We start from the raw sequence: 24,418 nt of genomic DNA on the forward strand, positions 1-24,418 counted from the left end.
TCGGCCGAATCGCCTCGGACGCCGTCGAGCCGGGCAGGAACGGCGACCCCCGCGGTCCGGGTTGACGGACCACCTGATCTGCCGGTGTGGATGGTGGGCGATACTGGGTTTGAACCAGTGACCTCTTCCGTGTCAAGGAAGCGCGCTCCCACTGCGCCAATCGCCCGTGGTGACCGCCGGAACCGGCGGTCAGCCCCCGTCGGGGCGAATCACGAGCGGACGACGGGATTCGAACCCGCGACCCTCACCTTGGCAAGGTGATGCGCTACCAGCTGCGCTACGTCCGCACGTCCCCGACAACCGCCGGCGACAGGTGAACTCTACCCGATGCCAAGATCGCTTGGCACGGCACCCTGGACGGTGACGGTTGCGCTGGTCCGCGCCGGGGTACTGAGGGGCTCGACAGCACACCACATCCCCCTAAGGAGGCTGTCATGGGTATCGGCACCAGCATCTTTCTGATCGCGCTCGGCGCGATCCTCACCTTCGCGCTCGACGCCAGCGTCGGCGGCATCAACCTCGACGTGGTCGGCTGGATCCTGATGGGCGCCGGTGTCCTCGGCCTGATCATGACCGCGCTGATCCTGGGTCGCCGCCGTCAGGTGGTCACCACCACCGAGCAGCCGGTGGAGTACGCGCGGGTCGAGGAGCGTCGGGACATCGCCCCGCCCATGTGACCCGACCACACGTCGCCGCCGGCGCAGCCAGCGACCGCGCGATGCCGGACGTGCCGGCGGCCTCGAGGTGAGCAGCCGGCGTGCCGCCGGTCACACCCGTTGAATCAAGCCATTTCCGCAGGTGAAGCGCCGCGGAGGCCGCGTTAACATCCGGATCGTGGAGTCTCTCGACACGGTGCTGGCCGCGCACCGGGCGTACCTGCTCGGCTGGAACATCGGCGCGGCCGGAGGGCCTGACCTCCCGACGTACCGCAGCGAGGTGCCGCACGCGACCCTCAACGGCGTGCTGCGCGTGGCCGGACGTACACCGCAGGACGCGCTCGTCGAGGCCCGGCAGCGCCTGCACGGCGTACCCCGGGTCTGGTGGGTCGGCCCGGACAGCGACGCCGGAACCGCCGACGGTCTGCTCTCCCTCGGCGCGGCCGAGATGGCCCGCCTGCCGATCATGACCGTGGCGATCGACGCGGCAGCCGAGGTCGCGACACCCGCCGGCCTGCGCATCACCGAGACCACCGACCTGGACACGTTCGTCCCGGCGTACGCCCGGGTGTCCGGGATACCGGCGGGTGGGGTGGCCGCGACGATCGAGCGGGAGAAGGCGTTCACCGGCGACGGCACGGTGCTCCGACTGGCCGGTCGCCTGGACGACGGCCAGGTGGTCGGAACGGCCGTCGCCTGGCTCAGCCACGGACTGGTCACGCTCTACTTCGTGGGTACGCAGCCCGAGCACCGCCGCCGGGGCATCGGCGCCGCCCTGACCCGGGCAGCGCTCGACCTGGCCAGCGAGCGAGGCGCCCGCGCCGCCGCCCTCACCTCGTCGCCGATCGGCGAGCCGGTCTACCGCCGCCTCGGCTTCCGGCCGGTGGGCGAGTTCCGCATCCTCACCTTCTAGGAACCCAGCACGCCCGGCCGGGCCAGTCCGGGCTAGGGCGACGGCTCCGCCGCCATCGGGTTCTTCCGGGGCAGGGCGGCGGCGGTGTAGGCCGGGTGGGTTCGGTGCAGCGCCCGGAACGGCAGGTAGCAGAGCATGATCAGCCGGCTGGTCAGCCAGGCCCGCCAGTAACTGGCGCTACCTGCCCGCCCCGAGTGGCTGGCGTAGGAGGCGTCGATCATCCGCAGGTACGCCCAGAAGTCGGCCGGGTCGTTCCGGAAACGGCGCGCCGAGGTGCCGGCCCGGAGCCCGGGGGCGAAGACCACCCGGTGGCCGGCCCGCCGCAGGTGGATGCCGAGGTCGAGGTCCTCGTGGTAGCGGAGGTCGTCGCAGAGGTCGGGCCGGATGGCGTGCCAGGCCCGAGCCCGGACCGCCATGTTCGCGCCGAACAGCCAGTCGAGCCGCTGCCGGCTCGGCAGTGTCCACGCCCGGCGCAGCGTCCGGTCCACCGCGTTGAGGGCCGCCGGAAAGCGGATGTCGTAGTAGGTCACCGGACCCGTCACCGCCGCGACGGTGTCGTCCGCGAAGACTCGGCGGACCGCCTCCACCCAGTACGGCGGCAGCCTGGTGTCCGCGTCGATCCGCCCGATGACGTCGCCGGTGGCCGCCGTCAGGCCACGGTTGCGGGCGGCCAGTACGCCCAGCCGCGGTTCGGTGAGCAGCACGACCCGATCGGTGTAGTCGGCCAGCCGGGCCCGGGTCGCGTCCGTGGAGGCGTTGTCCACCACGATGATCTCGTCTGCCGGCGTCGTCTGCCGGAGAACCGCATCGAGGCACGGCCCGATGGTCTCCTCCTCGTTGTGCACCGGCACAACGATCGAGACCCTCGGTGCGCGGGCCGCACCCGCTTCGGCGCTGTCGGATGGTCCAGCCGCCCCGGTCATGGTCCGCCCCCGCCATTGCGAATCGATGGATCGTCGCGCTGGAAGCGTGCCATGCGAAGCCGCACCGGCGCTGTCCCGGAGGCTGAACAGCAGCGGCTCGTCACCGGATTCCGGTGACGAGCCGCTGATCTGCTGGTGGGCGATACTGGGTTTGAACCAGTGACCTCTTCCGTGTCAAGGAAGCGCGCTCCCACTGCGCCAATCGCCCGTGCTTGTTGCCGAGGTGGGGACGGGATTTGAACCCGCGTACACGGCTTTGCAGGCCGTTGCCTCGCCTCTCGGCCACCCCACCGAGGTTGCCCCCGTCATGCGTGGCGGCAGCTCCGAGCGGACGACGGGATTCGAACCCGCGACCCTCACCTTGGCAAGGTGATGCGCTACCAGCTGCGCTACGTCCGCACGCCCCCGGACGTTCCCGGGTGACGGATGAGAACTTTAGCCGAGCCAGTGAGAGACTGCCAACTCGGGGTCATCTCGGCGCGTCCCATCCCTGCCGGGTGGGGATCGGGACCACCACGGGCAGGCTTCCTAGGGGGCTGGCCTGGTGCCGGTGACCGCCACCGACCGTCACGCTCGGGCACGCGCGGACGATGATGGCCATCGTTGCGCCGCACGTCGCCCACCAGGCACTTCGTGCATCATCCACGCGCGGCGGACCTCGGTGAACGCTCGCACAGGAACGACTGACCGCACCCCGAGGAAGTGTCCGGCTTCCGACTGTCGCATCGCGGATCCGGCCGTAGCGGTAACTGTTCGTGTTCAATCGGATGGGCTACGGTAACGGTCGTGACGAGACGTGCGGCCGAGATCCGCCTGGATGCCCTGCTGCGCACCGCCTGTGACGTGATCGTGGAGCGCGGTCTGGCCAACACCCGGACGGCCGACGTGGCACAGGCCGCCGGCGTGAGTCAGGCACTTGTGTTCTACCACTTCGCCACCAAGGATCGCTTGCTCGCGCAGGCCTTCGCGTACGCGGTCGAGCAGGATCTGGCCCGACTGGACACGGTGACCCGCTCCTCGGCTCCCCCGCTGACCAAGCTCCGCCGGATCCTCAAGCTCTACACGCCGGCCGGCCGGGCAACCTCCTGGTCCATGTGGATCGACGGCTGGTCCGAGTCGCTGCGTACCCCGGAGTTGGAGAAGGTGTCCCGCCGGCTCGACCTGCGCTGGCGACAGGACCTGGCTGCGGTGATCTCCGCCGGGGTGGCCGACGGCACCTTCCAGTGCGCCGACCCGGACGGGGCCGCCTGGCGGATCAGCGCGGTGATGGACGGCCTCGCCGTCCAACTCGCCGTACACGACCGGGTGATCTCCCGTCGGCAGTTCGGCGAGTGGGTCCGGCTGGTCACCGCCCGGGAGCTCGGCCTGGACCTCAGCGACCTGGACTGAGCCGGACAGCCGGCGCAATCGCCCCCACCAGGCCCGGCAAAACGGCTCGGCCCGCCCCGCCGACCGGAACAATCGGCAGCATGGATCTGCTGGAGGCGTACCGCCGGAGCCTGGCCGAATTCGTCGACCGGGTGGACCAGGTCGGGCCCGGCCAGTGGTCCGACCCGACACCCTGCTCCGACTGGGACGTACGCACGCTTGTCAACCACGTGGTGAGTGAGGACCGGTGGAGCGTCCCGCTGCTCGCCGGCCGGACCATCGACGAGGTCGGCGACCGACTCGACGGCGACCAACTCGGCGACGACCCGATCGCGGTGGCGCGGGAGGCAGCCGCGCAGGCCGAGATCGCCGCCACCCATCCGGGCACGCTCGACCGCGCCGTGCACCTGTCCGGTGGTGAGACCCCGGCCGCGGAATACCTTCAGCAACTCCTCGCCGAGCATCTCGTCCACGGCTGGGATGTGGCGGTGGCGATCGGCGCGCAGCCGCGGCTCGACCCGGATGCGGTGCACGTGGCCGCCCGGTGGTTCGCCGGCCAGATCGACGACTACCGCCGCGACAACCTGGTCCAGACCGGGGTGCGGGTCCCCGACGACGCCGACGAGCAGGACCACCTGCTGGCCGCCTTCGGCCGCAACCCCGACTGGGCGCCGGGCGACTGACCGCCCCGAAAAGCCGACCGCCCGCCGAGCGTTGAAGCGTTGAGCGCCTGAGCGCGCGCGGCGCGTGACGCCGCGGGCGGCCCGCCAGAGGGTGCCAGCCGCCTGACGCGTTCTACCAGAGGCCGGCTTTCGTGAAGTCGAGCTATTTCGATCAGTTGGCCCGTCGGACCCCCCGGGACCTTGCCGCGATCTCGATCGACTGATATCCACAGATGCGCATGCGTCACCGCGCATCGACGGTCGGCGGCCGCCGGCCCTTCCGCTCCCACGAGGAGGTCCCGTGCCATTACCCGAATGGTCACCCCCGATGAGCCGGCGTCGACGCCGGCTCATCGCCGTCCTGGCGACGACGGCCACGGTCGCCGCGCTGCTCCCCACCGGCGTGAGCACCGCGGCCCCCACCGGCGGCGCGGCGTCCGCCGAGCGCCGGTCCGGACCGTTCAGCGAGGGGCACGAGCCCGCCGACGCCGACAACCGCACCGGTACGGCGGCACCCGACGCCCGCCAACGCGGCCTGGCCCGCGCCGCCGACCCCGACGTCCGGTGGAACCGACTCGGCACCCCGCAGGCCCTCGGCCCCGGCCGCGCACCGCTCGCCACCGGCCTGCCCGCCGACCCGGAAGCCGCCGCCCGCGCCTACCTGGGGGCCAACCGCGACCTGTTCGGCCTGGACCCCGCAGCGGTGGCCAGCATGGAACGGGTGCTGGTCCGGCCGATCGGCACCGGCGCCGTGGTCACCCTCCGGCAACGCTTCGGCGACCTGCCCGCCGGGCCGGACGGTCTCGTCACCCTCGCGGTCGCCAAGGGCACGGTGCTCTCGGTCAGCTCCTCGCTGGCCCGCCACACCGGTACGCCCGCGCCGGCCACCCGCACCGCCGAGCAGGCGTACGCCGCCGCGCTCGCCGACGCCGGGCTGACCGCCGCCGCGGTGGCCAGCCACACCATCCGGTCGGTGGCCGTACCCACGCCGCTGGACGGGCCACGGGCCGCCTACGAGGTGACCATGATCGGCGCGGACGCCGACGACCCGGTCGCGTTCACCAGCTACGTGGACGGTGGCACCGGGCAGGTCCTGGTCCGGGAGGACCTCGTCGACTTCGACTCCGACAACCCGAGCTGGGCGGTCTTCCCGGCCACCCCGCCCCGCGACCTCGGCCCCGGGCAGGACCCCCGGGTGCGCTGGTGCGGCGACCCAGCGCCCGGCTGCCAGGCCGCCTTCCGCGACCCGGCCACCGGCCAACCGTGGGACATCGACGCGGCCACCGGCACACCCACCTTCACCTCGCGCGGCAACTCGGCCAACACGGTGCTCTCCTGGGGTGCGGGCACCCCGATCGTCCCGGCCACCACCAGCCCGGAGCGCCGCTACGAGTACCCGTTCACCGACCAGTGGCACCAGGCGAAGTGCAACCCGGAGGTGTTCACCTCCGCCCAGCGCAACGACGCCGACGCGTCGATCGCCAACCTCTTCGCCATGCACAACCGGATGCACGACTGGTCGTACCAGTTGGGCTTCACCGAGTCGGCGTGGAACCTCCAGGCGGTCAACCTCACCCCGGCCGGGCTGGGCGGTGACGCCGAGCAGGGCCGCGCCCAGCAGGGCGCGCTGACCGGCAACCGGAACAACGCCAACCAGGGCACCGGGCGCGACGGGCAGCCGCCGACCACGAACATGTACCTGTGGCAGCCGCAGGCCGGTGGCCCGTACCCGCCGTGTGTGGACGGCGACTACGACATGACGGTGATCGGCCACGAGTACACCCACGCGATCACCAACCGGATGATCGCCGGCCCGGACAGCGGGATCGGCGGCCACCAGGGCGGCGCGATGGGAGAGTCGTGGGGCGACCTGCTCGCCGCCGAGTACCTCTTCCAGAACGGACTGCGCGCACCCGGGGAGACGCCCTTCGTCACCGGCGGCTACGTCACCGGCAACCTGGTCAGCGGCATCCGCAACTACGACCTCAGCCGAAGCCCGCTCAACTACTCCGACATCGGCTACAACACCGCCGGTCCCGCCGTGCACGCCGACGGGGAGATCTGGGGCGCCACCAACTTCCGGGTCCGCGCCGCGCTGGTCAAGCGGTACGGCCTCGGCACCGGCCAGCGGCAGCTCGACTGCGCACAGGGGAAGGTCGCCGCCGACAAGTGCCCCGGCAACCGGCGCTGGTCGCAGTTGGTCTTCGACTCGTTCCTGCTCCAGGCCGCCAGCCAGGTCAGCATGCTCGACATGCGCGACAACATGCTCACCGCCGACCTGCTTCGCTTCGGCGGCGCCAACCAGGACCTGATCTGGGCCGAGTTCGCCCGCTCCGGAATGGGCCGGGACGCCGCCACCAACGGCGCCGGCGACACCGACCCGACGCCGAGCTTCGCCTCACCGGGCGGCGGCAACGCGACGCTCACCCTGCGCCCGCGCGGGGACAGCGCCGACGCGCCGATCCGGGTGTACGTCGGGGCGTACGAGGCACGGGCCACGCCGATCGCCGACACCGACCCGGCGACGCCGATCCCGGACACCGTGGAGATGGTGGCCGGCACGTACGACCTGCTCGCCGTGGCCCCCGGCTTCGGGCACCAGCGGCTCAGCGTGGTCGCCAAGGCCGACCAGGACGGGTTCGTGGACCTGCGGATGAGCCGCAACCTGGCGTCCACCGCGTCCGGGGCGACGATCACCGGCGACGGGGTCAACCTGGACCGGATCGCCGACGACACCGAGGCGACGAACTGGGCCTCCCTGGACGGGGTGGCCGGCCGGCAGCTCACCGTGGCGTTGCCCGGCGGCGCCCCGCAGACGGTCAAGCGGGTGAACGTCAGCGCGATGCTGCGCCCGGCGATCACCGGCGACGCCGACACCGGCAGTCAGAACGCGCTCAGCGCGCTGCGCTCGTTCGCGGTGTCCGCCTGCAACGCGACGACCACCGACTGCGCGGATCCGGCGCGCTGGCAGCGGATCTACACCAGCGCGGGCGACGCGTTCCCCGGCGGGGCGTACCGGTCGTACAGCCGGGACATCAACCTCCGCACGTTCACGGTGCCCAGCACGCTCGCCACCCACCTGCGACTGGAGGTGCTGGCGAGCCAGTGCACCGGCGGCCCCCGGTACGCGGGCGAGCAGGACGACGACCCGGTCACGACGACGGACTGCGCGACCGCCAGCCCGGCCCGGACGCAGGTCCGGATCGCCGAGTTCCAGGCGTTCTCGGGGTGACACCGTGGGGGTCGGCGGACCACCCGCCGGCCCCCACGTCCCTCGATCAGCGGCGGGCCGGCCGCCAGCGGTCGGCGGGGACCGGCCGTTCCCAGCGCCGGTCCACCGGCGGCTCCTCGGCCTCGTCGGCCGGGGCCCGGGTCAGGTGCCGCAGCCGCAGCAGCAGACCCATCCCGAGGAAGAGCAGCAACCCGCCGAGCAGGAACGCCGCGTGGACCACGCCGAACCCGCCGGACTGCGAGGCTGGGCGGCCGGCCGGTGGGGCCGCGTCGGCCGGATAGTCGCCCGCCGGTTCCACCACGGACGTGTCGTCCTCCTCGGCCGGCGCGCTCGCCGGCTCGCTGGGCCGCGCCGGGGTGGCGCTCGGCGTCGGCGTACCGGTCGGGGTGGCGCCCGCGCCCCGCACCGAGCGGGTGGCCGTCTGCCGGGCCAGCAGGCGCGCGTTGGCGTCGTACGCCTCGGCGGCGAGGGTGACCCGCCCCTGGGTGACGTCCTCGGCGAAGGCCACCCGGTAGCGTGCCGTGACCGTGCGGCCCGGGCAGAGCGTGCCCGGGTCGAGCTGCCGGTCGGTCAGCCGGGCCACGTCACCCTCAGTCCGGACCTCCAGCGGGAAATCGCCGGTCTCCTCCACCCGGTCCATCTTCACCTGGTCGAGTCGGATGCCCTGCACGCTGAGCACCATCGACCAGCGCACCTTCACGCATCCGCCGCGCCGGTCCGTCTGGGACACCACCGCGGAGATCGTCCGCACCTGATCCCCGGCGGTGAACCGGGCCGGCAGGCCGCTCAGCTCGGTGGCGAAGGCCGCCTGGGCCGGCGCGGCCAGGGTCAGCACCGCCCCCGTCACGCCGGCAACCAACGCCCCGACCCGCAGCGCGTACCGCCACACGATCACCACCACCTCGCCTCTTCTCGTCACTCCCGGGAAACGCTAGGAGGAAACGGGCGGGCCGGACAGAGGGGTGTCTTCGCAGCGGACGCCAAGGACGAGTGGTGATTTCACCGAGGGTGGTGAACCCCTCACCCGTACCGGTCCACCTCCCCGCGCCGCCCGGCATCGCCGGTGCGCGAGAATCGCCTGGTGTCCGAGCTCTCCAGCACGTTCGTCCGGCTGCACGCCCGGCTGGCCCCGGTCCCCTTCGTCCCCGAGGTGCGACTGCACCAGGCCGACGAGCCGATCGGGCTGTGGGAGCTGACCGAGGGCGAGTTCTCCACCGACCGGCCGCCGCCGTTCTGGGCGTTCGCCTGGGCCGGCGGGCAGGCCCTCGCCCGCTACGTGACCGACCACCCGGAGCTGGTCGCCGGCCGCCGGGTGCTCGACCTCGCCTCCGGCTCCGGCCTGGTGGCCATCGCCGCCGCCCGCGCCGGGGCGGCGGCGGTGCGAGCCGTCGAGGTGGACGAGTTGGCGGTGGCGGCCGTCGCGCTCAACGCCGAGGCCAACGGGGTACGCGTCGACGCCGAGTTCGGCGACATCCTCGACTCCGACGCCGGGGACGCCGAGGTGGTGCTCGCCGGTGACGTCTTCTACAGCGACGCGATGGCCCGGCGGGTGTTGCGCTTCCTGCTGCGCGCCGCGCGTGCCGGCGCACCGGCGCTGGTCGGTGACCCCGGCCGGGCGTTCCTGCCCCGCGACCGCTTCGACGAGTTGGCCGCCTACGACGTGCCGGTGCCGGAGGCGCTGGAGAGCGTACGGGTGAAGCGCACCACCGTCTGGCAGTTGCGCGCCGGGCTGCCGGGGGCCGCCCGCTAGCGTGTCGACGTGCTGTTCTCCAGCTGGGGGTCCGCGGTCCAGGCACCCTGGCCGGACGTCGCCGAGGTGAGCGACCACGTCGGCGTACGCCACCTGGTCGTCACCCGACACGCGCTGGTCCGTCAGGTGCTCGCCGACCCGGTCACCTACCGGCCGGACAACGCGCTGGACGCGGTGACCCCGATGCCGGTGACCGCGTTGCGGGTGCTCGCCGGGCACCGGTTCCGGCTGCCCCCGACGCTTGCCAACAACTCGGGTGCCAGCCATCCGGAGATCCGGGCGATCGTCGCGGCGGCGTTGCACCCCGAGCGGGTCGCCGCGCAGCGGCCCTGGCTCACCGCGCTGGTCCGGGACCGGGTCGCCCGGCTCGGCACCCGGCTCGACACCGGCGCGCCTGTCGACCTGTACGCCGACCTCGCCGCCGACCTGCCGCTGCTGACGCTGGCCCGACTGGTCGAGCTGCCGGACGCGCCCGTCGGCGCGGTCAAGGAGTTCGCCCGCGCCGCGCTGGAGTTGTTCTGGGCGCCGCTGGACACCGACCGGCAGTTGGCACTCGCCGCCGAGGTGGGCCGGTTCCACCGCGTACTGCGGGACTTCGCGGCCACCGGCGGCGGGTTGGCCGGCGAGCTGCGCGCGGCCGGGCACCCGCCGGACGTGGTGGTCGGCGCGCTCTTCTTCCTGCTGGTCGCCGGGCAGGAGACCACCTCGCAGTTCCTCACCCTGCTGCTGCACCGGCTGGCCGGCGAGCCCGCGGTGCGGGCCGGCCTACGCACCGGCGACGTCGCGGTGGCCGACGTGGTGGAGGAGGGGCTGCGGCTGGAGCCGCCGATCGTCACCTGGCGGCGGGTGGCGGCGACGGACAGCACACTCGGCGGTACGGCGGTCCCGGCGGGCAGCAGCCTCGTGCTCTGGCTGGCTCGCGCCGGCCGCGACCCGGCGGTGGTCGAGACGCCCGACGAGTTCCGGCCGGGCCAGCGTGGGTCCCGTCGCCACCTGTCGTTCGGTGCGGGCGCCCACCGCTGCGTCGGTGACGTGCTGGCCCGGATGGAGGCGGCCGTGGTGGTTGCCGAGGCAGCACCGCTGCTGGACGGGGTGGCGGTGGTCCGTCCGCCCTGGTGCCCGGACAATCTCACCTTCCGGATGCCGGACGCCTTCGTCATCCGCCGCTCGGCGGGGGCACCGGCCTGATGAGATCCTGATCTCGCTTCGGTAGGTTTCCGGGCGTGTCAGCGACCCCCGCACGTCGGATCCTCGCCGTCGTACCAGTTCTGGCCCTGCTGGCGCTGAGCGCCTGCACAGCCGGCGGCACGATCCACGCACGGCAGATCACCACGGGCCAGCCGGCCCGGTCCGCCTCGCCTGCCCCGCCGTCGACCTCGCCGTCCCCGACCGTGAAGCCCACACCGGGGAGTCTGGACTGGTACGTGTCCCAGGTGCCGACCTTCCCCGAGGCCCCGCCACCGCAACCGGTGCCGCTGCCCGCGACCGGCGCGGCCCAGTTCTGGCACCGACTGCCGACCGACCAGAAGGTCGCCTTCATCACCATCGACGACGGTGGGCTGGCCCGCCCGCCCGCGGTGCCCGACTTCATCGAGCGGGCGCACATCCCGGTCACGATGTTCCTCAACTCGCCGGCGGCGCGGGAGCACACCGACTACTTCCGGCGGATCGTGGCGGCGGGCGGGGTCGTCGAGAACCACACCATCACGCACACCTCGCTGTCCGGCCGGTCGTACGACTACCAGAAGCGGGAGATCTGCGGGGCGGCGGACACGCTGGAGACGCTCTTCGGCACACGCGCGACCCTGTTCCGCCCGCCCTTCGGCAACCACGACGCCACCACGTTGCGGGCCGCGCACGACTGCGGCGCGAAGGCGGTCTTCCACTGGACCGAGACCGTGCACGAGGGGAAGGTGCGCTACCAGACCCCGGAGAAGGTGGTGCGGCCCGGCGACGTGCTGCTGATGCACTTCCGGCCGGCGCTGATGGACGACCTGCTCGCGGCGCTCAAGGCGATCCACCGGGCTGGGCTCACGCCGGCGCTGCTGGAGGACTACGTGCTGACCGAGGCGCCGACGACCTGACGAAAGTCAGGGTCGGGTGCTGCCGTTCGGGCGCGGCGCGGCAGCGGGCCGCACGCCTAGCGTCAGCGCATGATCACATTACGTGGGTTGACGAAACGGTTCGGGGCGACCGTCGCGGTCGACTCGTTGACCGTCGACGTCGCGCCCGGCCGGGTCACCGGCTTTCTCGGCCCCAACGGCGCCGGCAAGTCCACCACCATGCGGATGATCCTCGGGCTGGACCGTCCCACCGCCGGACAGGCCCTGGTCGGTGGACGCGCGTACCGGGAGCTGCGCCGACCGCTGCACGAGGTGGGCGCGCTGCTCGACGCCCGCGCCATCCACCCGGCCCGCTCCGGCCGGGCACACCTGCTCGCCATGGCCCGCAGCAACGGCATCCCCGCCCGCCGGGTCGACGAGGTGCTGGACACCGTCGGGCTGGACGCGCGGGCCGCCGGCAAACCGGGTCGGACCCTCTCCCTCGGCATGGGCCAACGGCTCGGCATCGCCGGCGCGCTGCTCGGTGACCCGCCGGTGCTGATGTTCGACGAACCGGTGAACGGCCTCGACCCGGACGGGGTGCGCTGGGTACGACACCTGACGCGCTCGTTGGCCGACCAGGGTCGGACCGTCTTCGTCTCCAGCCACCTGATGAGCGAGATGCAGCTCACCGCCGACCAACTCGTGGTGATCGGGCGGGGCCGGCTGCTCGCCGACGCGCCGATCGGCGAGGTAATCGCCGGCAGCACGGTCGCCGTCCGGGTGCGCAGCCCGCACCCGGACGGGCTGGCCGCCCTGGCCACGCGCCTCACGGCCGCCGGGGCGAGCGTGGTGGCGGCCGACCGCACCGAGCTGACCGTCACCGGCACCACCGCGGACCGGGTCGGTGACCTGGCGCACGAACTGGGGGTACGACTGCACGAGCTGACCGCGCAGGCCGCGACCCTGGAGCAGGCGTTCATGGAACTGACCGCCGACAGCGTCGAGTACGCCGGCGGCCCGACCGAGGGTGGGCAACGATGAGCGCACAGACCGACACGGGCACCCGCCCCGCCAGCACGCCGACCACCGGTGCGCCGGCCACCCTCCGGGGGGCGGTGGCCGCCGAGTGGACCAAGCTCTCCTCGGTCCGCAGCACCTGGTGGACGGCGCTGGCCGGGCTGCTGGTGATGGCCGCGAGCGCCGGCCAACTCGCCATCTACGCCGCGAACGCCAACACCAACGACGACCCGACCGACGACCGGGGGATCGTCACCGTCGGCAGCGTGCTGATCGACTCGGTCGAGCTGACCCAGTACGTGGTACTGGCGCTGGGCCTGCTCGCGATCACCGCCGAGTTCACCAGCGGCACCATCCGGACCACGCTCCAGTGCACCCCGTCGCGCGGCCGGGTGCTGCTGGCCAAGGCCGTGGTCACCGGGGCGGTCACCTTCGCGCTCGGGTTGCTGCTCGGCGGCGTCGGCACCCTGGTGGCCCGGCCGGTGCTCGGCGAGTGGGGCAGCGCCCCGGCCGCCGAGACGATCGGCGACATCGTGGCGGTGGCGGTCTACCTGGCGCTGATCAGCGTGCTCGCGCTGGGCCTCGGCGCCGCACTGCGCAGCGCGGTGCTCACGATCGTCGTGCTCCTCGCCACCCTGATGATCGTGCCGCTGTCGCTTCAGGAGCCGGACATCGAGGTGTTGAACCGGATCGCCGACGTGTTCCCCGGCGTGGCCGGCGGGCACTTCCTGGCCGGCGACACCGAGCCGTACCCGAGCCTGGTCGGGCTGCTCCTGCTCGCCGGCTGGGCCGGTGCCGCACTGCTGCTGGGCCGGGTCGCGCTGCGCCGCCGCGACGCCTGACGACCTGAGCGGGGGCTTCCCGGCCCCCGCTCAGCCGTCGACCAGCCCCGCCTCGTACGCGAGGATCGCCGCCTGCACCCGGTTACGCACGTCCAGCCGGGTGAAGATGCTGGTCAGATAACTCTTCACGGTGCCCTCCACCAGGTGCAGCCGGCGGGCGATCTCGGCGTTGGACAGCCCCGCCCCGACCAGGGCCAGCACCTCCCGTTCCCGCTCGGTCAACCCGGCCGTACGGTCCCGCGCGGCGGGCCGGCGGGCCAACCGGCCGGCACCCAGCTCGATCACCCGGCGGGCCACCCGCGGCGACAGGTACGCGCCGCCCTCGGCGACGGCGTGCACACCCGCGATCAGCTCCCGCGGGTCACCGGCCTTGAGCAGGAAACCGTTGGCGCCGTGCCCGAGCGCGCGGGCCACATGGTCGTCCTCACCGAATGTGGTCAACATGATCGTCGCGGTCTCCGGCACGAGCCGGCGGATCTCGGCGGCGGCGGCCAACCCGTCCAGCCGCGGCATCCGGATGTCCAGCAGCGCGACCCGAGGTCGGTGCGCGCGGACCAGCTCCACCGCGGCGCGCCCGTCACCGGCCTCGGCGACCACCTCGATAGCGGGGTCGGTGGCGAGGATGGCCCGGACACCGGCCCGGATCATCGCCTCGTCGTCGGCCAGCACCACCCGCACCGGCGCTGCCCCGGCCCTGTCGGCGTCCACTACGCGATCCACTCCTTGCTGGCCAACCGGCCGTCGGTGAAGCAGAGCCGCCACGTCGGCTCGGCGAGGGGAAAGTTGCCGTCGGTGTAGTACTCGCAGCCGGCCCGGTCGACGCCGACGGGGTTCTCCACCTGCCGTCGGGGCAGACCCTCCAGCTCCGAGCGGGCCGTGCCGACGCGCATCTGGTCGAAGGTGGCCCGGTCCAGCACCGTCCCGGCGGTCGCCACCGGGTAGTAGACGAGCGAGAGCACCAGGGCGAAACCGGCAGGTGCCAGGAGCGCCACCAGCAGACTGCGCCGGACGCGCCGGCGGGCGTCGTGCAGCCGCCGCTCCGCGTCCACCGGCCGCTCCACCGGGCCGGGCCAGCCGCCGGACGGTCCAGCAAGATCGCTCTCGATCGCCTCCACCGGTGGCGCGGTCGCCGGCAACGCCGCCACCACGGCGAACCCTCCGTCGGCGCGGGGACCGGCGTCGAGCGTCCCGCCGGCGAGGCGGACCCGCTCGGCGAGGGCGAGCAACCCGGAGCCCTGCGACGGCGGGGCGGGCAGCGGGTCACCCGACGGAGCACCGTTGACCACGCTCACCTCGACCCGTTCACCGTCGCGGATGAGACGAACGTCGACCGGGGCGCCCGGCGCGTACCGGGCGGCGTTGGTCAGCGCCTCACGGACCACCCGGTGGGCCGCGTGGCCGGTCATCGCCGGCAGCTCCGCGACCGCCGAGGCGGCCTCCAGCCGTACCGCCAGGCCGGCCTCCCGGGCATTGTCCACCAGGTCGGCGACGGTCTCCCCACTCGGACGCACCGACTCGCCACCCTCCTCGCGGAGCACGCCGATGATCTCGTGCAGTCGCTCGGTGGCGGCGGAGACGCTGGCCCGCAACTCCCCCGCCGCGGCCCGATGCCGCCCGTCGAGGTCGGCGGCGACCTCCAGGGCGGCGGCACGCAACGCGATCAGGCTGAGGTCGTGCCCCAACGAGTCGTGCATCTCCCCGGCGATCCGGGCCCGTTCCCGAAGCCGGATGCGCTCGGCGGCACCGCGCTCCTCGCGGATCAGCGCCTCCACGTGACGATGACCGGCAGCGGCCAACTCCTGCTGCTGACGCCGGTACCGGCCCACCAACCAGGGGAACACCGCGGCGAAGAGCAACACCGAGGCCAGCAGGAACCAGGTGGCCTCGCCGGTGCCGAGCAGACCCAGGTTGAGCGCCGTACCGCCGGCCGCGATCAACACGAAGACCCCGGCCACCGGGCGCGCGGAGACGCTGCGCCGCCCGGTGAGATAGCTGAAGACCGGAACGGCGAAGACGAAATTGCCATCGACGACCGACCCGAGCACCACCAGCACCAGGGCGACCAACGGTCGGCGTCGACTCTCCACCACCGCCGCGCCGAGCAGCAGCAACTTGCCGACCAGCAGCGGCAGCGCGTACCGCGGGTAGGGCGGGCTCACCCCGGCGTAGCCGACCGGGGCCGCGACCACCGCCCAGAGCAACGCGTCCACCAGCAGGCGACGCCGCCGATCCAGCGGACCTGGCAGCGAGAAGTCGAGGATCCGCACGGCGGCCAGGCTACCCACGCCCGACCTGCGCGGACACCGACGAAAGTCAGGTCCTCAGCCGCTCTCCTCGGCCCAGACCCGCCAGTCGTCGAGCACACCGTGCAGGGCCGGCGTGAGCCAACCCGGCGCGGAACGCCGGAACACCCCCGGGTCCATCGCCCCGGCGCCGTCGGGCAACGCGCCGAGCAGATTCGGCACCAGGTCGGTGAGGTTCGTCCAGTGCACCAACTCCGGCCGGCTCGGCCAGGCCCCGATCACCACACCGGCCGGCACCGCCCGCCGATCGAGCGCCTCCAGGGTCAACGCGGTGTGGTTGAGCGTGCCCAACCCGGCGCGCGCCACCACCACGGCCGGCGCGCCGAGCGACACCGCCAGATCGGCCATCGTCCACAGCTCCCCCGACGGACGCAACCCCATCGGCACCAGCAACCCACCCGCACCCTCGATCAACACCAGGTCGTGTTTGTCCGCCTCCGCACGGACGGCGTCCACCGCCTCGTACAACTCCAACGGCGGCAGGTCCGCCACCCGGGCGGCCGCCAACGGGGCGAGCGGATCCGGATAACTGGCCAGGGTGCGGCCGGTCAGCGGGGCGGCCAGCCGGTTCACCACGTCCACGTCGCCTGGTTCACCGCCCGCCGTACCCGTCTGGCCCGGTTTGACCACCGCCACCCGCAGCCCGGCGGCCTGCGCCGCGGCCGCGATCGCCGCGGTCGCCACCGTCTTGCCGACCTCGGTGTCGGTCCCGGTCACCAGAACCGGCCCCTCCCACCCACTCACGGGGCTACCTCTGCTCGCGACTGCGGGGCTCGCAACCCCGGCTCACTCCTCGCGCTCACGGGGCCACCTCTGCTCGCGACTGCGGGGCTCGCAACCCCGGCTCACTCCTCGCGCTCACGGGGCTACCTCTGCTCGCGACTGCGGGGCTCGCAACCCCGGCTCACTCCTCGCGCTCACGGGGCACAGTCCACGATGACCTCCAGGGCACGCTCGAAATCCACCCGGGGCACCCCGGCGCTGACCGTGAGGCGCAGGCGGGAACGGCTGTCCGGGGTGGACGGGGGCCGGAAACAGCCCACCGCGACACCCCGAGCCCGGCAGTCGGCGGCCCAGGCGGTCGCCGCCTCCGGCCCGGGGGCGGTCACCGAGATCACCGCCGCGTCCGGCGCGGAGACGGACAGCCCGGCGGCACCCAGTCGACCGACCGCCAGCCGCACCCGGTCGGACAGCTCCGCGCGCAGCTCGTCGCCGACCCGGGCCAGTCGCAGCGCGGCATGCACCCCGGCGGCGACCGCCGGTGGCAGTGCCGTGTCGAAGATGAACGTGCGCCCGGTCTCGACCAGATGCCGGACGAACTCGGCCGGGCCGGCGACCACACCGCCGGCGCCACCGAGCGCCTTGGACAGGGTGGCGGTCACCAGCACGTCCGGTTCGCCGGCCAGCCCCGCGGCGGCCACCGCGCCGGCGCCGGCCGGACCGGTCACGCCGAGCGCGTGCGCGTCGTCGACAAGCAGAAGCGCACCGTGGCGGCGGGCCACCGCGTGCAGCCGGGCCAGCGGCGCGAGGTCACCGTCGACCGAGAAGACCGACTCGGTCACCACCACCGCCGGGCGGCCCGGAACGGCCGCGAGCGCGGCAGCCACGGCGTCCACGTCGGCGTGCGGGGTGACCACCGTCTCCGCGCCGGAGATCCGGCAGCCGTCGATCAGGGACGCGTGGTTGTGGGCGTCGGAGACGAGCAGCGTCCGAGGTTGGACGAGCGCCCGTAGCGCACCGAGGTTGGCCAGGTAGCCGGAGGAGAAGACCAGGGCGCGACCGGTGCCCAACCACTGCGCCAGGTCGTCCTCCAGCGCCTGGTGGGCGTCGGTGGACCCACGGACCAGGCGGGACCCGGTGGCCCCCAGCCCGTACGCCGACAGCGCCGCCATGGCCGCCGCGGTGACCTCCGGGTGCGTGGCCAGGCCGAGGTAGTCGTTGCCGGCCAGATCGGTCACGCCGTCGCCAGCGGGTCGCGGGTGCAGCCGCCGGGTCAGCCCCGCCTTCGCCCGCAACTGCGCACGGCGGTCGAGCGCCGCCAGCCAGTCCGCCACCGTCACCCCTTCGCCGCCGTCCGCGCCGGTCAGCCCGACACCCGCCGGGCGAAATTACCACCCGCCCCCGTCAGCCCGACGGATCCACTCGGTGCGGGCGGCCGGCGGGCGGCCCGGCCATTCCGGCTGATCGGGGGGCGTGGACCAGGCCTAGTAGGCTACGAGCCATGCCAGAGATCCTCGACCAGGCCCGGACCCAGGTGCTGGGTGACGGCGTCGGCCTCGACCAGGCCGGCATCCTCGCCGTGCTGAACCTGCCCGACGAGCACCTGCCCGCCGCCCTGCAACTCGCCCACGAGGTGCGGATGCGGTGGTGCGGCCCGGAGGTCGAGGTCGAGGGCATCGTCTCGCTGAAGACCGGCGGCTGCCCGGAGGACTGCCACTTCTGCTCCCAGTCCGGCCTGTTCACCTCTCCGGTGCGCTCGGTCTACCTGGACATCCCGTCCCTTGTCGAGGCGGCGAAGCAGACGGCGAAGACCGGGGCGACCGAGTTCTGCATCGTGGCCGCGGTGCGTGGCCCGGACGCCCGGCTCATGAAGCAGATGCGCGAGGGCGTCGCCGCCATCCGGGAGGCTGTCGACATCCAGGTCGCCGCTTCGCTGGGCATGCTCACCCAGGAGCAGGTCGACGAGCTGGTCGACATGGGCGTACACCGCTACAACCACAACCTGGAGACCAGCCGGTCGTACTTCCCCAACGTGGTCACCACGCACTCCTGGGAGGAGCGCTGGGAGACGCTGCGGATGGTGCGCGACTCCGGCATGGAGGTGTGCTGTGGTGGCATCCTCGGCCTCGGCGAGACCGTCGAGCAGCGGGCCGAGTTCGCCGCGCAACTCGCCGAGCTGGCCCCGCACGAGGTGCCCCTCAACTTCCTCAACCCCCGGCCGGGCACGCCGCTCGGCGACCGTCCGGTGGTGGAGGGCAAGGACGCGCTGCGGGCCATCGCCGCGTTCCGGCTGGCCATGCCCCGCACCATCCTCCGGTACGCGGGTGGTCGCGAGATCACCCTCGGTGACCTGGGCACGCGGGACGGCCTGCTCGGCGGCATCAACGCCGTGATCGTCGGCAACTACCTGACCACGCTGGGTCGCCCGGCGACCGCCGACCTGGACCTGCTGGACGAGCTGAAGATGCCGGTCAAGGCACTCTCCGCCACGCTGTGACGACGATGACGACGACCGAGGTGTGGTGCGACAGGTGCGGTGAGTCGGCGACGACCGCCGCCCATCCGGGTTGCGCCTCGGCCCGCCAGTTGGAGCCGCCCCGGTTCTGCCACCGGTGCCGCCGCCGGATGAAGGTGCAGGTGCTGCCGGTCGGCTGGTCGGCGGTCTGCGTCGAGCACGGCGAGACCCTAGGCTGAGCCGGTGCTGCGTGGACGGGCGGTGACCCTGCGACCGGCGACGGTCGAGGACGTGCCGGCCCTCGCGGCGATCCGGGCCACGCCGGAGGTGCGCCGCTGGTGGCGTGGCGACGACGACCTCGCCGCGGCGGTCCGCGACGACCTCGCCGACGACGACCTGGCCCTGTACGCCATCGAGCACGACGGCCGGGTGATCGGCGCGATCCAGTGGCACGCCGAACCGGACCCGGACTACCGGCACGCCAGCATGGACATCTTCCTCGACCCGGCGGTGCGCGGCGCAGGGCTCGGCGTCGACGCGATCCGCACCCTGGCCCGGCACCTGATCGACGAGTACGGCCACCACCGCTTCACCATCGACCCGGCCGCGGCGAACAGCGCCGCGATCCGCGCGTACGCGAAGGTCGGTTTCCGCCCGGTCGGCGTGCTGCGCCGCTACGAGCGCGGCGACGACGGGCGCTGGCACGACGGCCTGCTGATGGACCTGCTCGCCGACGATCTCGTGGAGTGACTCAGCCGTCCCAGCACAGGTGCCCGTTCGGGAGGCGCCGGGCACCCTCGGCGGGTTGGTGGGTGCTGAGCCGCCCGTCCGGCGTGAGGTGCGCCACCGGTGTTGCCCGACCGAGGGTCGCGACGTCGGCGATCAGTCGGCGGTGACAGCGCCACCAGAGGCTCTCGCTGCACATCACGGCAGTGCTCCGTTGGGCAGCGTCGGCCAGGACGCCGGTCAGCGCCGCGTCGAACGCCGGCGTGCGGGTGTACGCGGCGTACGCCCGGAACGCGGCGACCTTCCACCAGGTGTCCGGCTCCGGCTCGCCGGCCGGGACGTGCCGGCGTCCACCCAGGTTCGGCTCCCAGCGGTAGTCGATCCCGTACTCGGGCAGCCACCGTTCGAGTTCCTCGCGGTGGACGTCCGGGTTGGTGCGGCTGGCCGGGTATCGCCGCACGTCCACCAGCAGGGCCACCCCGGCGCCGGTCAGCAGCTCGCCCAGCCGCACCCGGTCGGCTGTGCCGTGCCCGACGGTCAGCAACTCCCCCACGCGGCTGACTTGCCCGGAATCCCGGCCGGTTATCCCCGGCCCGAGCGAGATCTTGGACAGTTACCGTCTCGGCGTGACGACAACTGTCCAAGATCTCGTCGGAACTCAGCTCAGGCGATGGCGCAGGTGACGTTGTTGACGGTGAAGGCCGTCGGCTTCGGGTTGGTGCCGGTGTGGGCGCCGTTGAAGCCGAAGTTGACCGACGCGCCCGGCGCGATCGTCCCGTTGTAGGACAGGCCCGTGGCGGTGACGGCGGCCCCGGTCTGGCTGACCGTCGCCGACCAGCCCTGGCTGACGGTCTGCCCGCCGGGGAAGCTGAACCGCAACGTCCAGCCGTTGATCGCGCTGGTGCCGGTGTTGGTGATCGTCACGCTGGCGGTGAAGCCGGGGCTCCAGTCGGTGACGGCGTACCCCACCGTGCAGGCCCCGCCGACCGGCGGGGCCGCGGTGGTCACCGCGACCGGCGCGGACGCCGCGGAGGTGTTGCCCGCCGCGTCCACGGCCACCACGTAGAACTGGTACGCCGTCGACGCGGTCAGCCCGGACACCGCCACGGTGGTGCCGGTCGGCGAGCCGACAAGCGCGTCGGTGGCGCCGGCCTCGCGGTAGACCCGGTAACCGGTGACGCCGACGTTGTCGGTCGACGGGGTCCAGGCCAGGGTGAGCCCGGTGGCGGTGACCGCCGACGCGACCGGGGTGCCGGGCGTGCTCGGCACCGTCGTGTCGGCCGAGCCGGTCGGCGGTGTGGTCACGGTGAGCACCGGTGAGGCCGCCGACCTGTTGCCCGCGCCGTCGCGGGCGATGACCGCGAACTCGTACGTGTGCTCCGGCAGCAGCGTCGAGATGGTGAGCGTGGTGCCGGTGACGGGCCGGTTCAGCACCGTGTCGCCACCAACCTGGATCTCGCGGACGTCGTAGCCGGCCAGGCCGCTGCCGCCACTGTCGGTGGAGGCTGGCCAGGTCAGGGTGACCGAGCGGGGCGCGAGGCCGGACGCGACGGGCTTACCCGGCGTGGTCGGGGCGGTGGTGTCCGGCACGACCGGCCCCGGCTCCTCGCCCCAGACGCGGGTCGCGCCGGAGTAGAGCGGCACCTTCCGGTTGGGGCCGGCGGTGGCCTGGTACGACGGGTCGTTTGTCGGGTCCCAGGTGCCGCCCTCCGGCACCCCGATCTTGAACTGGACCTCCATCCGGTGCGCCGACTGGCCGGCCGGGGCGATGGTGTAGCCGGTGCAGTCGACCTCCACGTACCAGATGTCGCCGCTGAACTGCTTGGCCGTGGTCGGGGACGGGCAGCCCTGGGTGTAGCCGGCGGTGACCTGCACCGGGCCGGTGCCGTCGGGCCGGAAGTAGTACCGGAACTTCCCGTCGCTCAGCGCACGCGCCGGGAACGCCGACTTGTTGTAGACCATCACCTTGAGCCCGGTGGCCCGCGGCTCGGCCTGCGCCACGGTGGTCTCCACCGTCAACTCGTCGATGTCCGGCGTCTCGGCGACCGGGAAGTTGGCCAGCGGAGTGCCGCCGTACTCGGAGGTCAGCCGGACCAGCGCGGACGTGAAGCCGGCGTTGTAGTCGGTGGCCACCTCGTTCATCACGTAGTCCGACCGGCTGTCGCTGTACGCGTCGTTGGCTGAGGACGGGCCACCGACGAGCGCGCCGTAGAGGGTGTGCCGGGTCTCCACGGGCACGGTCTGGCTGTCCCACCAGGAGCCGTGCGCGGTGCGGTGGTGCGGGTTCTTCGGCGAGTTGGCGCCGAACCCGATGACGTAGCTGGAGTTGCGCGGGTTGTCGCCGAGCGCGTAGTTGATCTGCCGGACGGCGAAGTCGTGGTAGCGCGCCTTGCGCGTGGTGTCGGTGGTCTTGTCGCTGTAGACGAGCGCGGCGAAGGAGGTGTTCGCGGCGTAGCGCAGCGCCCCCCAGGAGTCGAGCACCGCCATCCCGCCGGGGGAATACGGAACCCGTTGCCCGTTCACCCCGACGGTCCAGTAGTCGAGCCACCGGTTGGCGTCGTCGACGTACTTCTGCTTGCCGGTCAGGTTGGCCAACAGAACGTACGCGCCGAACTGCTTGTTGTCCCAGGCGATCGTCCACTTGTAGGAGCGGGTGGTGGACTGGTTTTCGGTGTTGAGCTTGTCGTACTCGCTCTCGGCCCTGGCCAGGTAACTCGCCTCGCCGGTGGCACGGTGCAGCCAGATGGCGGCCCAGACCAGCTCGTCCTGCCAGCCGCTCCACGAGCGGTAGAAGCTGGTCGCGTCCGTGATGCACTCGTGGTAGGACTTCCGCACCGTGTCGGCGAAGGTGTAGAGCTGCCGGGCGTGGCCCAGCAGCTTGTCCGCGTAGGCCGCGTCGGTGGGCCGGAACACCATCGAGGACGCGGCCATCGCGGCCGCCGTCTCCCCCGCCAGGTCCGCGCCGCCACAACTCGCATCGATCTTGTACGCGGGACGCGCCATCTGCATCACCTCGGCCGGACCCCACCACTTGTGGTCGTCGTCGCCCTTGCCGACCTGGCCGTAGAGGACGTTCGCCGACGGGTGCGCCTTGATGAAGTAGTCGTTGACGAAGCGCAGGTTGTTGAGCAGGTGCGGCAGTTGGCCGGAGGAGGTGTAGCCGCTGCGGTACTCGACCGCGCCCCAGGCGAGCATGGTGGCGCTGAACGCCATCGGGAACCCGAACTTCACGTGGTCGCCGGCGTCGTACCAGCCACCGGTGAGATCCAGCCCCGCGCCGGCGCCGTCGGTGAGGGCGCTGTCGCCGCGCCAGGAGACCCGGTTCCAGTCGGGCAGCTTGCCGGACTGCTGCGCCTCGTAGAAGAGCAACGACTTCTGCAGCGCCTCGGCGTAGTTGTAGGTCGCGGCCGGCGCGGCGGCGGCGGGACCGGACGGCGGTGCGGTCACCGCGAGGGACGCGCCGGTGAGCAGCGCGACGCCGACGGCCAGCAAGCGCCGGGGCCAAGGCTGGTCGGCGACCGGTGACCGACCGGGGTGGCCGCTGGACGGCCGGGTCAGGTGGCGCATGCGGGCTCCTGTCGGAGGTGCCGCCGGCGGTCGCACCGACGCGGGACGGCGTACGGGCGGCACGGCCACCGGCGACAGCGAGGTGGCGGTGTGACCACGGAAGCCGTGGAAGCGCTCCCATGGATAACCGACAATGTAATGCGCCCGTCACCGATTGGGAAGCCCGCACTGCACCGCCAGCGCCACCGCGCGCGCGGGTGTTACGACGACACGCGCACGGCAGCAGGAAACACCGACCCGGCAGGCACTTCCCGACCGAGACGTCGCCCAGCTCAGACCGGTCGAGTGATGCCGTCGGCAGGCCCCCGAGATGGGATCATGAGCGGCCCCCTCGACCAATACCGGAGGAATACTCATGCCACTGCGTCGGCGCCTGACGCGCGCGGCTGTCTCCACCGCCGCCGCCACGGCCGTTCTCGCCATCGCCTCCCCGGTCTGGGCGTCGAGCGTCGTTCCCCTCAACCCCGCGCACGCCGGCGCGACGGCGGGGACGTTCCAGCAGGAGTGCCAGGACCCCAAGTTCGGCACGCGACCCACCAATCAGGACGGCTGGCACTTCGTGCTGCCCACCAAGCGGGCCGGTGACTTCCAGAGCCTGACTCTGACCTTCAAGGACCCAGCCGGCGTCTCGGTGACGGTGACCGTGCCGAACCCCGCGGATCCCTACACCGATTTCCTGTCCGCCAACGGCGGCGGCGACAAGCAGGTGAAGCACGCCTATCTCTTCACCCCGGCGGGATGGACGTTGACCAGCGGCAGCGCGCTCGTCAGCGGCGAGGGCGAGAGGTTCAACCTCAGCCACACGTGCGCCGGCGCCGGCACCACCGCGTCGCCGACCCCGACGCCGACCACCCAGTCCCCGACGCCGACGCCCACCACCGGCTCGCCCACGCCGACCGCCCCCGCCACGTCGACGCCGACGGGCTCGGTCCCGCCGTCGACTTCGGTCCCGCCGTCGGAGTCGGTCCCGCCGTCAGAGTCGGCGGCCGTCGGCGGTCCAGCGTCGACCCCGGGAGGCGCGGGCGGCGGCGACAACGGGGGCAGTCTCCCGCTCACCGGCGTGGCCGTCACCAGCCTCGCACTCGGTGGGATCGCCCTGATCGGCGGTGGCGCCCTGCTGATGATGCGTCGCCGTCGCGACCGAATCACCTTCACCAGCTGACCGACGAACGCCCGCGACCGGCCCCGGACCTCGCTCCGGCGGCCGGTCGCGCAAGGGCCCTCGTCGGCGCGTACCGT

The 24,418-nt window shown here is 73.0% G+C and carries 22 protein-coding genes and 5 tRNA genes; 14 read left to right on the forward strand and 13 right to left on the reverse strand.

The window, feature by feature from the left end:
• Nucleotides 1–91: 91 nt before the first annotated feature.
• A tRNA-Val gene (locus tag AB0C01_RS03595) sits at nt 92–166 on the reverse strand.
• A 48-nt stretch (nt 167–214) separates the two neighbouring features.
• A tRNA-Gly gene (locus AB0C01_RS03600) sits at nt 215–287 on the reverse strand.
• Between the two features lie 147 nt (nt 288–434).
• Between AB0C01_RS03600 and AB0C01_RS03605 the strand changes: the two genes are divergently transcribed.
• Nucleotides 435–677, forward strand: coding sequence for a DUF6458 family protein (locus AB0C01_RS03605; RefSeq protein ID WP_357247876.1), 243 nt, complete (start codon nt 435–437; stop codon nt 675–677).
• A 157-nt stretch (nt 678–834) separates the two neighbouring features.
• The gene (locus AB0C01_RS03610) at nt 835–1,569 is read left to right on the forward strand and encodes a GNAT family N-acetyltransferase (RefSeq protein ID WP_357570122.1); all 735 of its coding nucleotides are present in this window, start codon (nt 835–837) and stop codon (nt 1,567–1,569) included.
• 32 nt (nt 1,570–1,601) lie between these two features.
• Here the strand turns inward: AB0C01_RS03610 and AB0C01_RS03615 are convergent, their stop codons facing one another.
• From AB0C01_RS03615 to AB0C01_RS03630, 4 genes are all read right to left on the reverse strand, one after another.
• Nucleotides 1,602–2,492, reverse strand: coding sequence for a glycosyltransferase family A protein (locus tag AB0C01_RS03615; protein ID WP_357570123.1), 891 nt, complete (start codon nt 2,490–2,492; stop codon nt 1,602–1,604).
• Nucleotides 2,493–2,625: 133 nt separating this feature from the next.
• Nucleotides 2,626–2,700: transfer RNA gene (locus AB0C01_RS03620), tRNA-Val, on the reverse strand.
• A gap of 13 nt (nt 2,701–2,713) precedes the next feature.
• Nucleotides 2,714–2,784: transfer RNA gene (locus tag AB0C01_RS03625), tRNA-Cys, on the reverse strand.
• A gap of 34 nt (nt 2,785–2,818) precedes the next feature.
• Nucleotides 2,819–2,891 (reverse strand) — tRNA-Gly (locus AB0C01_RS03630).
• 387 nt (nt 2,892–3,278) lie between these two features.
• Between AB0C01_RS03630 and AB0C01_RS03635 the strand changes: the two genes are divergently transcribed.
• The 3 genes from AB0C01_RS03635 to AB0C01_RS03645 all read left to right on the forward strand — a co-directional run bounded on the left by AB0C01_RS03635 (nt 3,279) and on the right by AB0C01_RS03645 (nt 7,754).
• Nucleotides 3,279–3,881: a TetR/AcrR family transcriptional regulator gene (locus AB0C01_RS03635; protein ID WP_357247867.1), complete on the forward strand. Its 603-nt coding sequence runs from the start codon at nt 3,279–3,281 to the stop codon at nt 3,879–3,881.
• Nucleotides 3,882–3,961: 80 nt separating this feature from the next.
• Nucleotides 3,962–4,543, forward strand: a complete 582-nt coding sequence (locus tag AB0C01_RS03640; RefSeq protein WP_357247865.1) for a TIGR03086 family metal-binding protein — start codon at nt 3,962–3,964, stop codon at nt 4,541–4,543.
• Between the two features lie 280 nt (nt 4,544–4,823).
• Nucleotides 4,824–7,754 carry a M36 family metallopeptidase gene (locus AB0C01_RS03645; protein ID WP_357570124.1) on the forward strand — a complete coding sequence of 977 codons (2,931 nt, stop codon included), beginning with the start codon at nt 4,824–4,826 and terminating at the stop codon, nt 7,752–7,754.
• Nucleotides 7,755–7,800: 46 nt separating this feature from the next.
• Here the strand turns inward: AB0C01_RS03645 and AB0C01_RS03650 are convergent, their stop codons facing one another.
• A complete protein-coding gene (locus AB0C01_RS03650) occupies nt 7,801–8,673 on the reverse strand; it encodes a hypothetical protein (RefSeq protein ID WP_357570125.1) in 873 nt (290 codons plus the stop codon).
• A gap of 162 nt (nt 8,674–8,835) precedes the next feature.
• Between AB0C01_RS03650 and AB0C01_RS03655 the strand changes: the two genes are divergently transcribed.
• From AB0C01_RS03655 to AB0C01_RS03675, 5 genes are all read left to right on the forward strand, one after another.
• Nucleotides 8,836–9,504 (forward strand): 50S ribosomal protein L11 methyltransferase, encoded by a 669-nt coding sequence (locus AB0C01_RS03655; protein ID WP_355029349.1) that lies wholly within the window; start codon nt 8,836–8,838, stop codon nt 9,502–9,504.
• 66 nt (nt 9,505–9,570) lie between these two features.
• Nucleotides 9,571–10,692 (forward strand): cytochrome P450, encoded by a 1,122-nt coding sequence (locus AB0C01_RS03660; protein ID WP_357570253.1) that lies wholly within the window; start codon nt 9,571–9,573, stop codon nt 10,690–10,692.
• Between the two features lie 35 nt (nt 10,693–10,727).
• The gene (locus AB0C01_RS03665) at nt 10,728–11,588 is read left to right on the forward strand and encodes a polysaccharide deacetylase family protein (RefSeq protein ID WP_357570126.1); all 861 of its coding nucleotides are present in this window, start codon (nt 10,728–10,730) and stop codon (nt 11,586–11,588) included.
• A 69-nt stretch (nt 11,589–11,657) separates the two neighbouring features.
• Nucleotides 11,658–12,590 carry an ATP-binding cassette domain-containing protein gene (locus tag AB0C01_RS03670; protein WP_357570127.1) on the forward strand — a complete coding sequence of 311 codons (933 nt, stop codon included), beginning with the start codon at nt 11,658–11,660 and terminating at the stop codon, nt 12,588–12,590.
• Entirely contained in the window at nt 12,587–13,408 is an 822-nt protein-coding gene (locus AB0C01_RS03675) for an ABC transporter permease subunit (protein ID WP_357570128.1), read from the forward strand. Before AB0C01_RS03670 ends, AB0C01_RS03675 begins: the two co-directional genes overlap by 4 nt.
• A gap of 30 nt (nt 13,409–13,438) precedes the next feature.
• Here the strand turns inward: AB0C01_RS03675 and AB0C01_RS03680 are convergent, their stop codons facing one another.
• The 4 genes from AB0C01_RS03680 to AB0C01_RS03695 all read right to left on the reverse strand — a co-directional run bounded on the left by AB0C01_RS03680 (nt 13,439) and on the right by AB0C01_RS03695 (nt 17,765).
• Complete coding sequence (locus AB0C01_RS03680) at nt 13,439–14,116, reverse strand: response regulator transcription factor (RefSeq protein WP_357570129.1); 678 nt, start codon at nt 14,114–14,116, stop codon at nt 13,439–13,441.
• Nucleotides 14,116–15,675, reverse strand: coding sequence for a histidine kinase (locus tag AB0C01_RS03685; RefSeq protein WP_357570130.1), 1,560 nt, complete (start codon nt 15,673–15,675; stop codon nt 14,116–14,118). Before AB0C01_RS03685 ends, AB0C01_RS03680 begins: the two co-directional genes overlap by 1 nt.
• Nucleotides 15,676–15,729: 54 nt before the next feature.
• A complete protein-coding gene (gene bioD, locus AB0C01_RS03690) occupies nt 15,730–16,455 on the reverse strand; it encodes a dethiobiotin synthase (RefSeq protein WP_357247838.1) in 726 nt (241 codons plus the stop codon).
• A gap of 173 nt (nt 16,456–16,628) precedes the next feature.
• Entirely contained in the window at nt 16,629–17,765 is a 1,137-nt protein-coding gene (locus tag AB0C01_RS03695; protein ID WP_357570131.1) for an 8-amino-7-oxononanoate synthase, read from the reverse strand.
• A gap of 167 nt (nt 17,766–17,932) precedes the next feature.
• On the opposite strand from AB0C01_RS03695, the gene bioB reads away from it, so the two are divergent.
• Genes bioB through AB0C01_RS03710 form a run of 3 tightly spaced genes read left to right on the forward strand, consistent with a single transcriptional unit; the run spans nt 17,933 to nt 19,636 of the window.
• On the forward strand, nt 17,933–18,928 hold the full coding sequence (gene bioB, locus AB0C01_RS03700; protein ID WP_357247832.1) for a biotin synthase BioB: 996 nt from the start codon (nt 17,933–17,935) through the stop codon (nt 18,926–18,928).
• A 5-nt stretch (nt 18,929–18,933) separates the two neighbouring features.
• A complete protein-coding gene (locus AB0C01_RS03705; RefSeq protein ID WP_357247829.1) occupies nt 18,934–19,125 on the forward strand; it encodes a hypothetical protein in 192 nt (63 codons plus the stop codon).
• Nucleotides 19,126–19,129: 4 nt separating this feature from the next.
• Nucleotides 19,130–19,636 carry a GNAT family protein gene (locus AB0C01_RS03710; RefSeq protein ID WP_357570132.1) on the forward strand — a complete coding sequence of 169 codons (507 nt, stop codon included), beginning with the start codon at nt 19,130–19,132 and terminating at the stop codon, nt 19,634–19,636.
• 1 nt (nt 19,637) lies between these two features.
• Here the strand turns inward: AB0C01_RS03710 and AB0C01_RS03715 are convergent, their stop codons facing one another.
• Together AB0C01_RS03715 and AB0C01_RS03720 are read right to left on the reverse strand one after the other, a co-directional pair.
• Entirely contained in the window at nt 19,638–20,165 is a 528-nt protein-coding gene (locus AB0C01_RS03715; RefSeq protein ID WP_357247823.1) for a DUF488 domain-containing protein, read from the reverse strand.
• Nucleotides 20,166–20,275: 110 nt separating this feature from the next.
• Nucleotides 20,276–23,179 carry a glycoside hydrolase family 9 protein gene (locus tag AB0C01_RS03720; protein ID WP_357570133.1) on the reverse strand — a complete coding sequence of 968 codons (2,904 nt, stop codon included), beginning with the start codon at nt 23,177–23,179 and terminating at the stop codon, nt 20,276–20,278.
• 355 nt (nt 23,180–23,534) lie between these two features.
• On the opposite strand from AB0C01_RS03720, the gene AB0C01_RS03725 reads away from it, so the two are divergent.
• Complete coding sequence (locus AB0C01_RS03725; RefSeq protein WP_357570134.1) at nt 23,535–24,341, forward strand: LPXTG cell wall anchor domain-containing protein; 807 nt, start codon at nt 23,535–23,537, stop codon at nt 24,339–24,341.
• The last annotated feature ends 77 nt before the right edge of the window (nt 24,342–24,418 follow it).

The sequence above is a fragment of the Micromonospora sp. NPDC048905 genome (assembly GCF_040649655.1).
In the GTDB taxonomy this organism is placed as follows: domain Bacteria; phylum Actinomycetota; class Actinomycetes; order Mycobacteriales; family Micromonosporaceae; genus Micromonospora.

Excerpts from the sequence above, each read along its gene's own strand:
- AB0C01_RS03675 (WP_357570128.1), top strand. The coding sequence starts at position 12,587 with ATGAGCGCACAGACCGACACGGGCACCCGCCCCGCCAGCACGCCGACC.
- AB0C01_RS03640 (WP_357247865.1), top strand. The coding sequence starts at position 3,962 with ATGGATCTGCTGGAGGCGTACCGCCGGAGCCTGGCCGAATTCGTCGAC.
- bioB (WP_357247832.1), top strand. The coding sequence starts at position 17,933 with ATGCCAGAGATCCTCGACCAGGCCCGGACCCAGGTGCTGGGTGACGGC.
- AB0C01_RS03705 (WP_357247829.1), top strand. The coding sequence starts at position 18,934 with ATGACGACGACCGAGGTGTGGTGCGACAGGTGCGGTGAGTCGGCGACG.
- AB0C01_RS03725 (WP_357570134.1), top strand. The coding sequence starts at position 23,535 with ATGCCACTGCGTCGGCGCCTGACGCGCGCGGCTGTCTCCACCGCCGCC.
- AB0C01_RS03720 (WP_357570133.1), bottom strand. The coding sequence starts at position 23,179 with ATGCGCCACCTGACCCGGCCGTCCAGCGGCCACCCCGGTCGGTCACCG.
- AB0C01_RS03615 (WP_357570123.1), bottom strand. The coding sequence starts at position 2,492 with ATGACCGGGGCGGCTGGACCATCCGACAGCGCCGAAGCGGGTGCGGCC.
- AB0C01_RS03670 (WP_357570127.1), top strand. The coding sequence starts at position 11,658 with ATGATCACATTACGTGGGTTGACGAAACGGTTCGGGGCGACCGTCGCG.
- AB0C01_RS03605 (WP_357247876.1), top strand. The coding sequence starts at position 435 with ATGGGTATCGGCACCAGCATCTTTCTGATCGCGCTCGGCGCGATCCTC.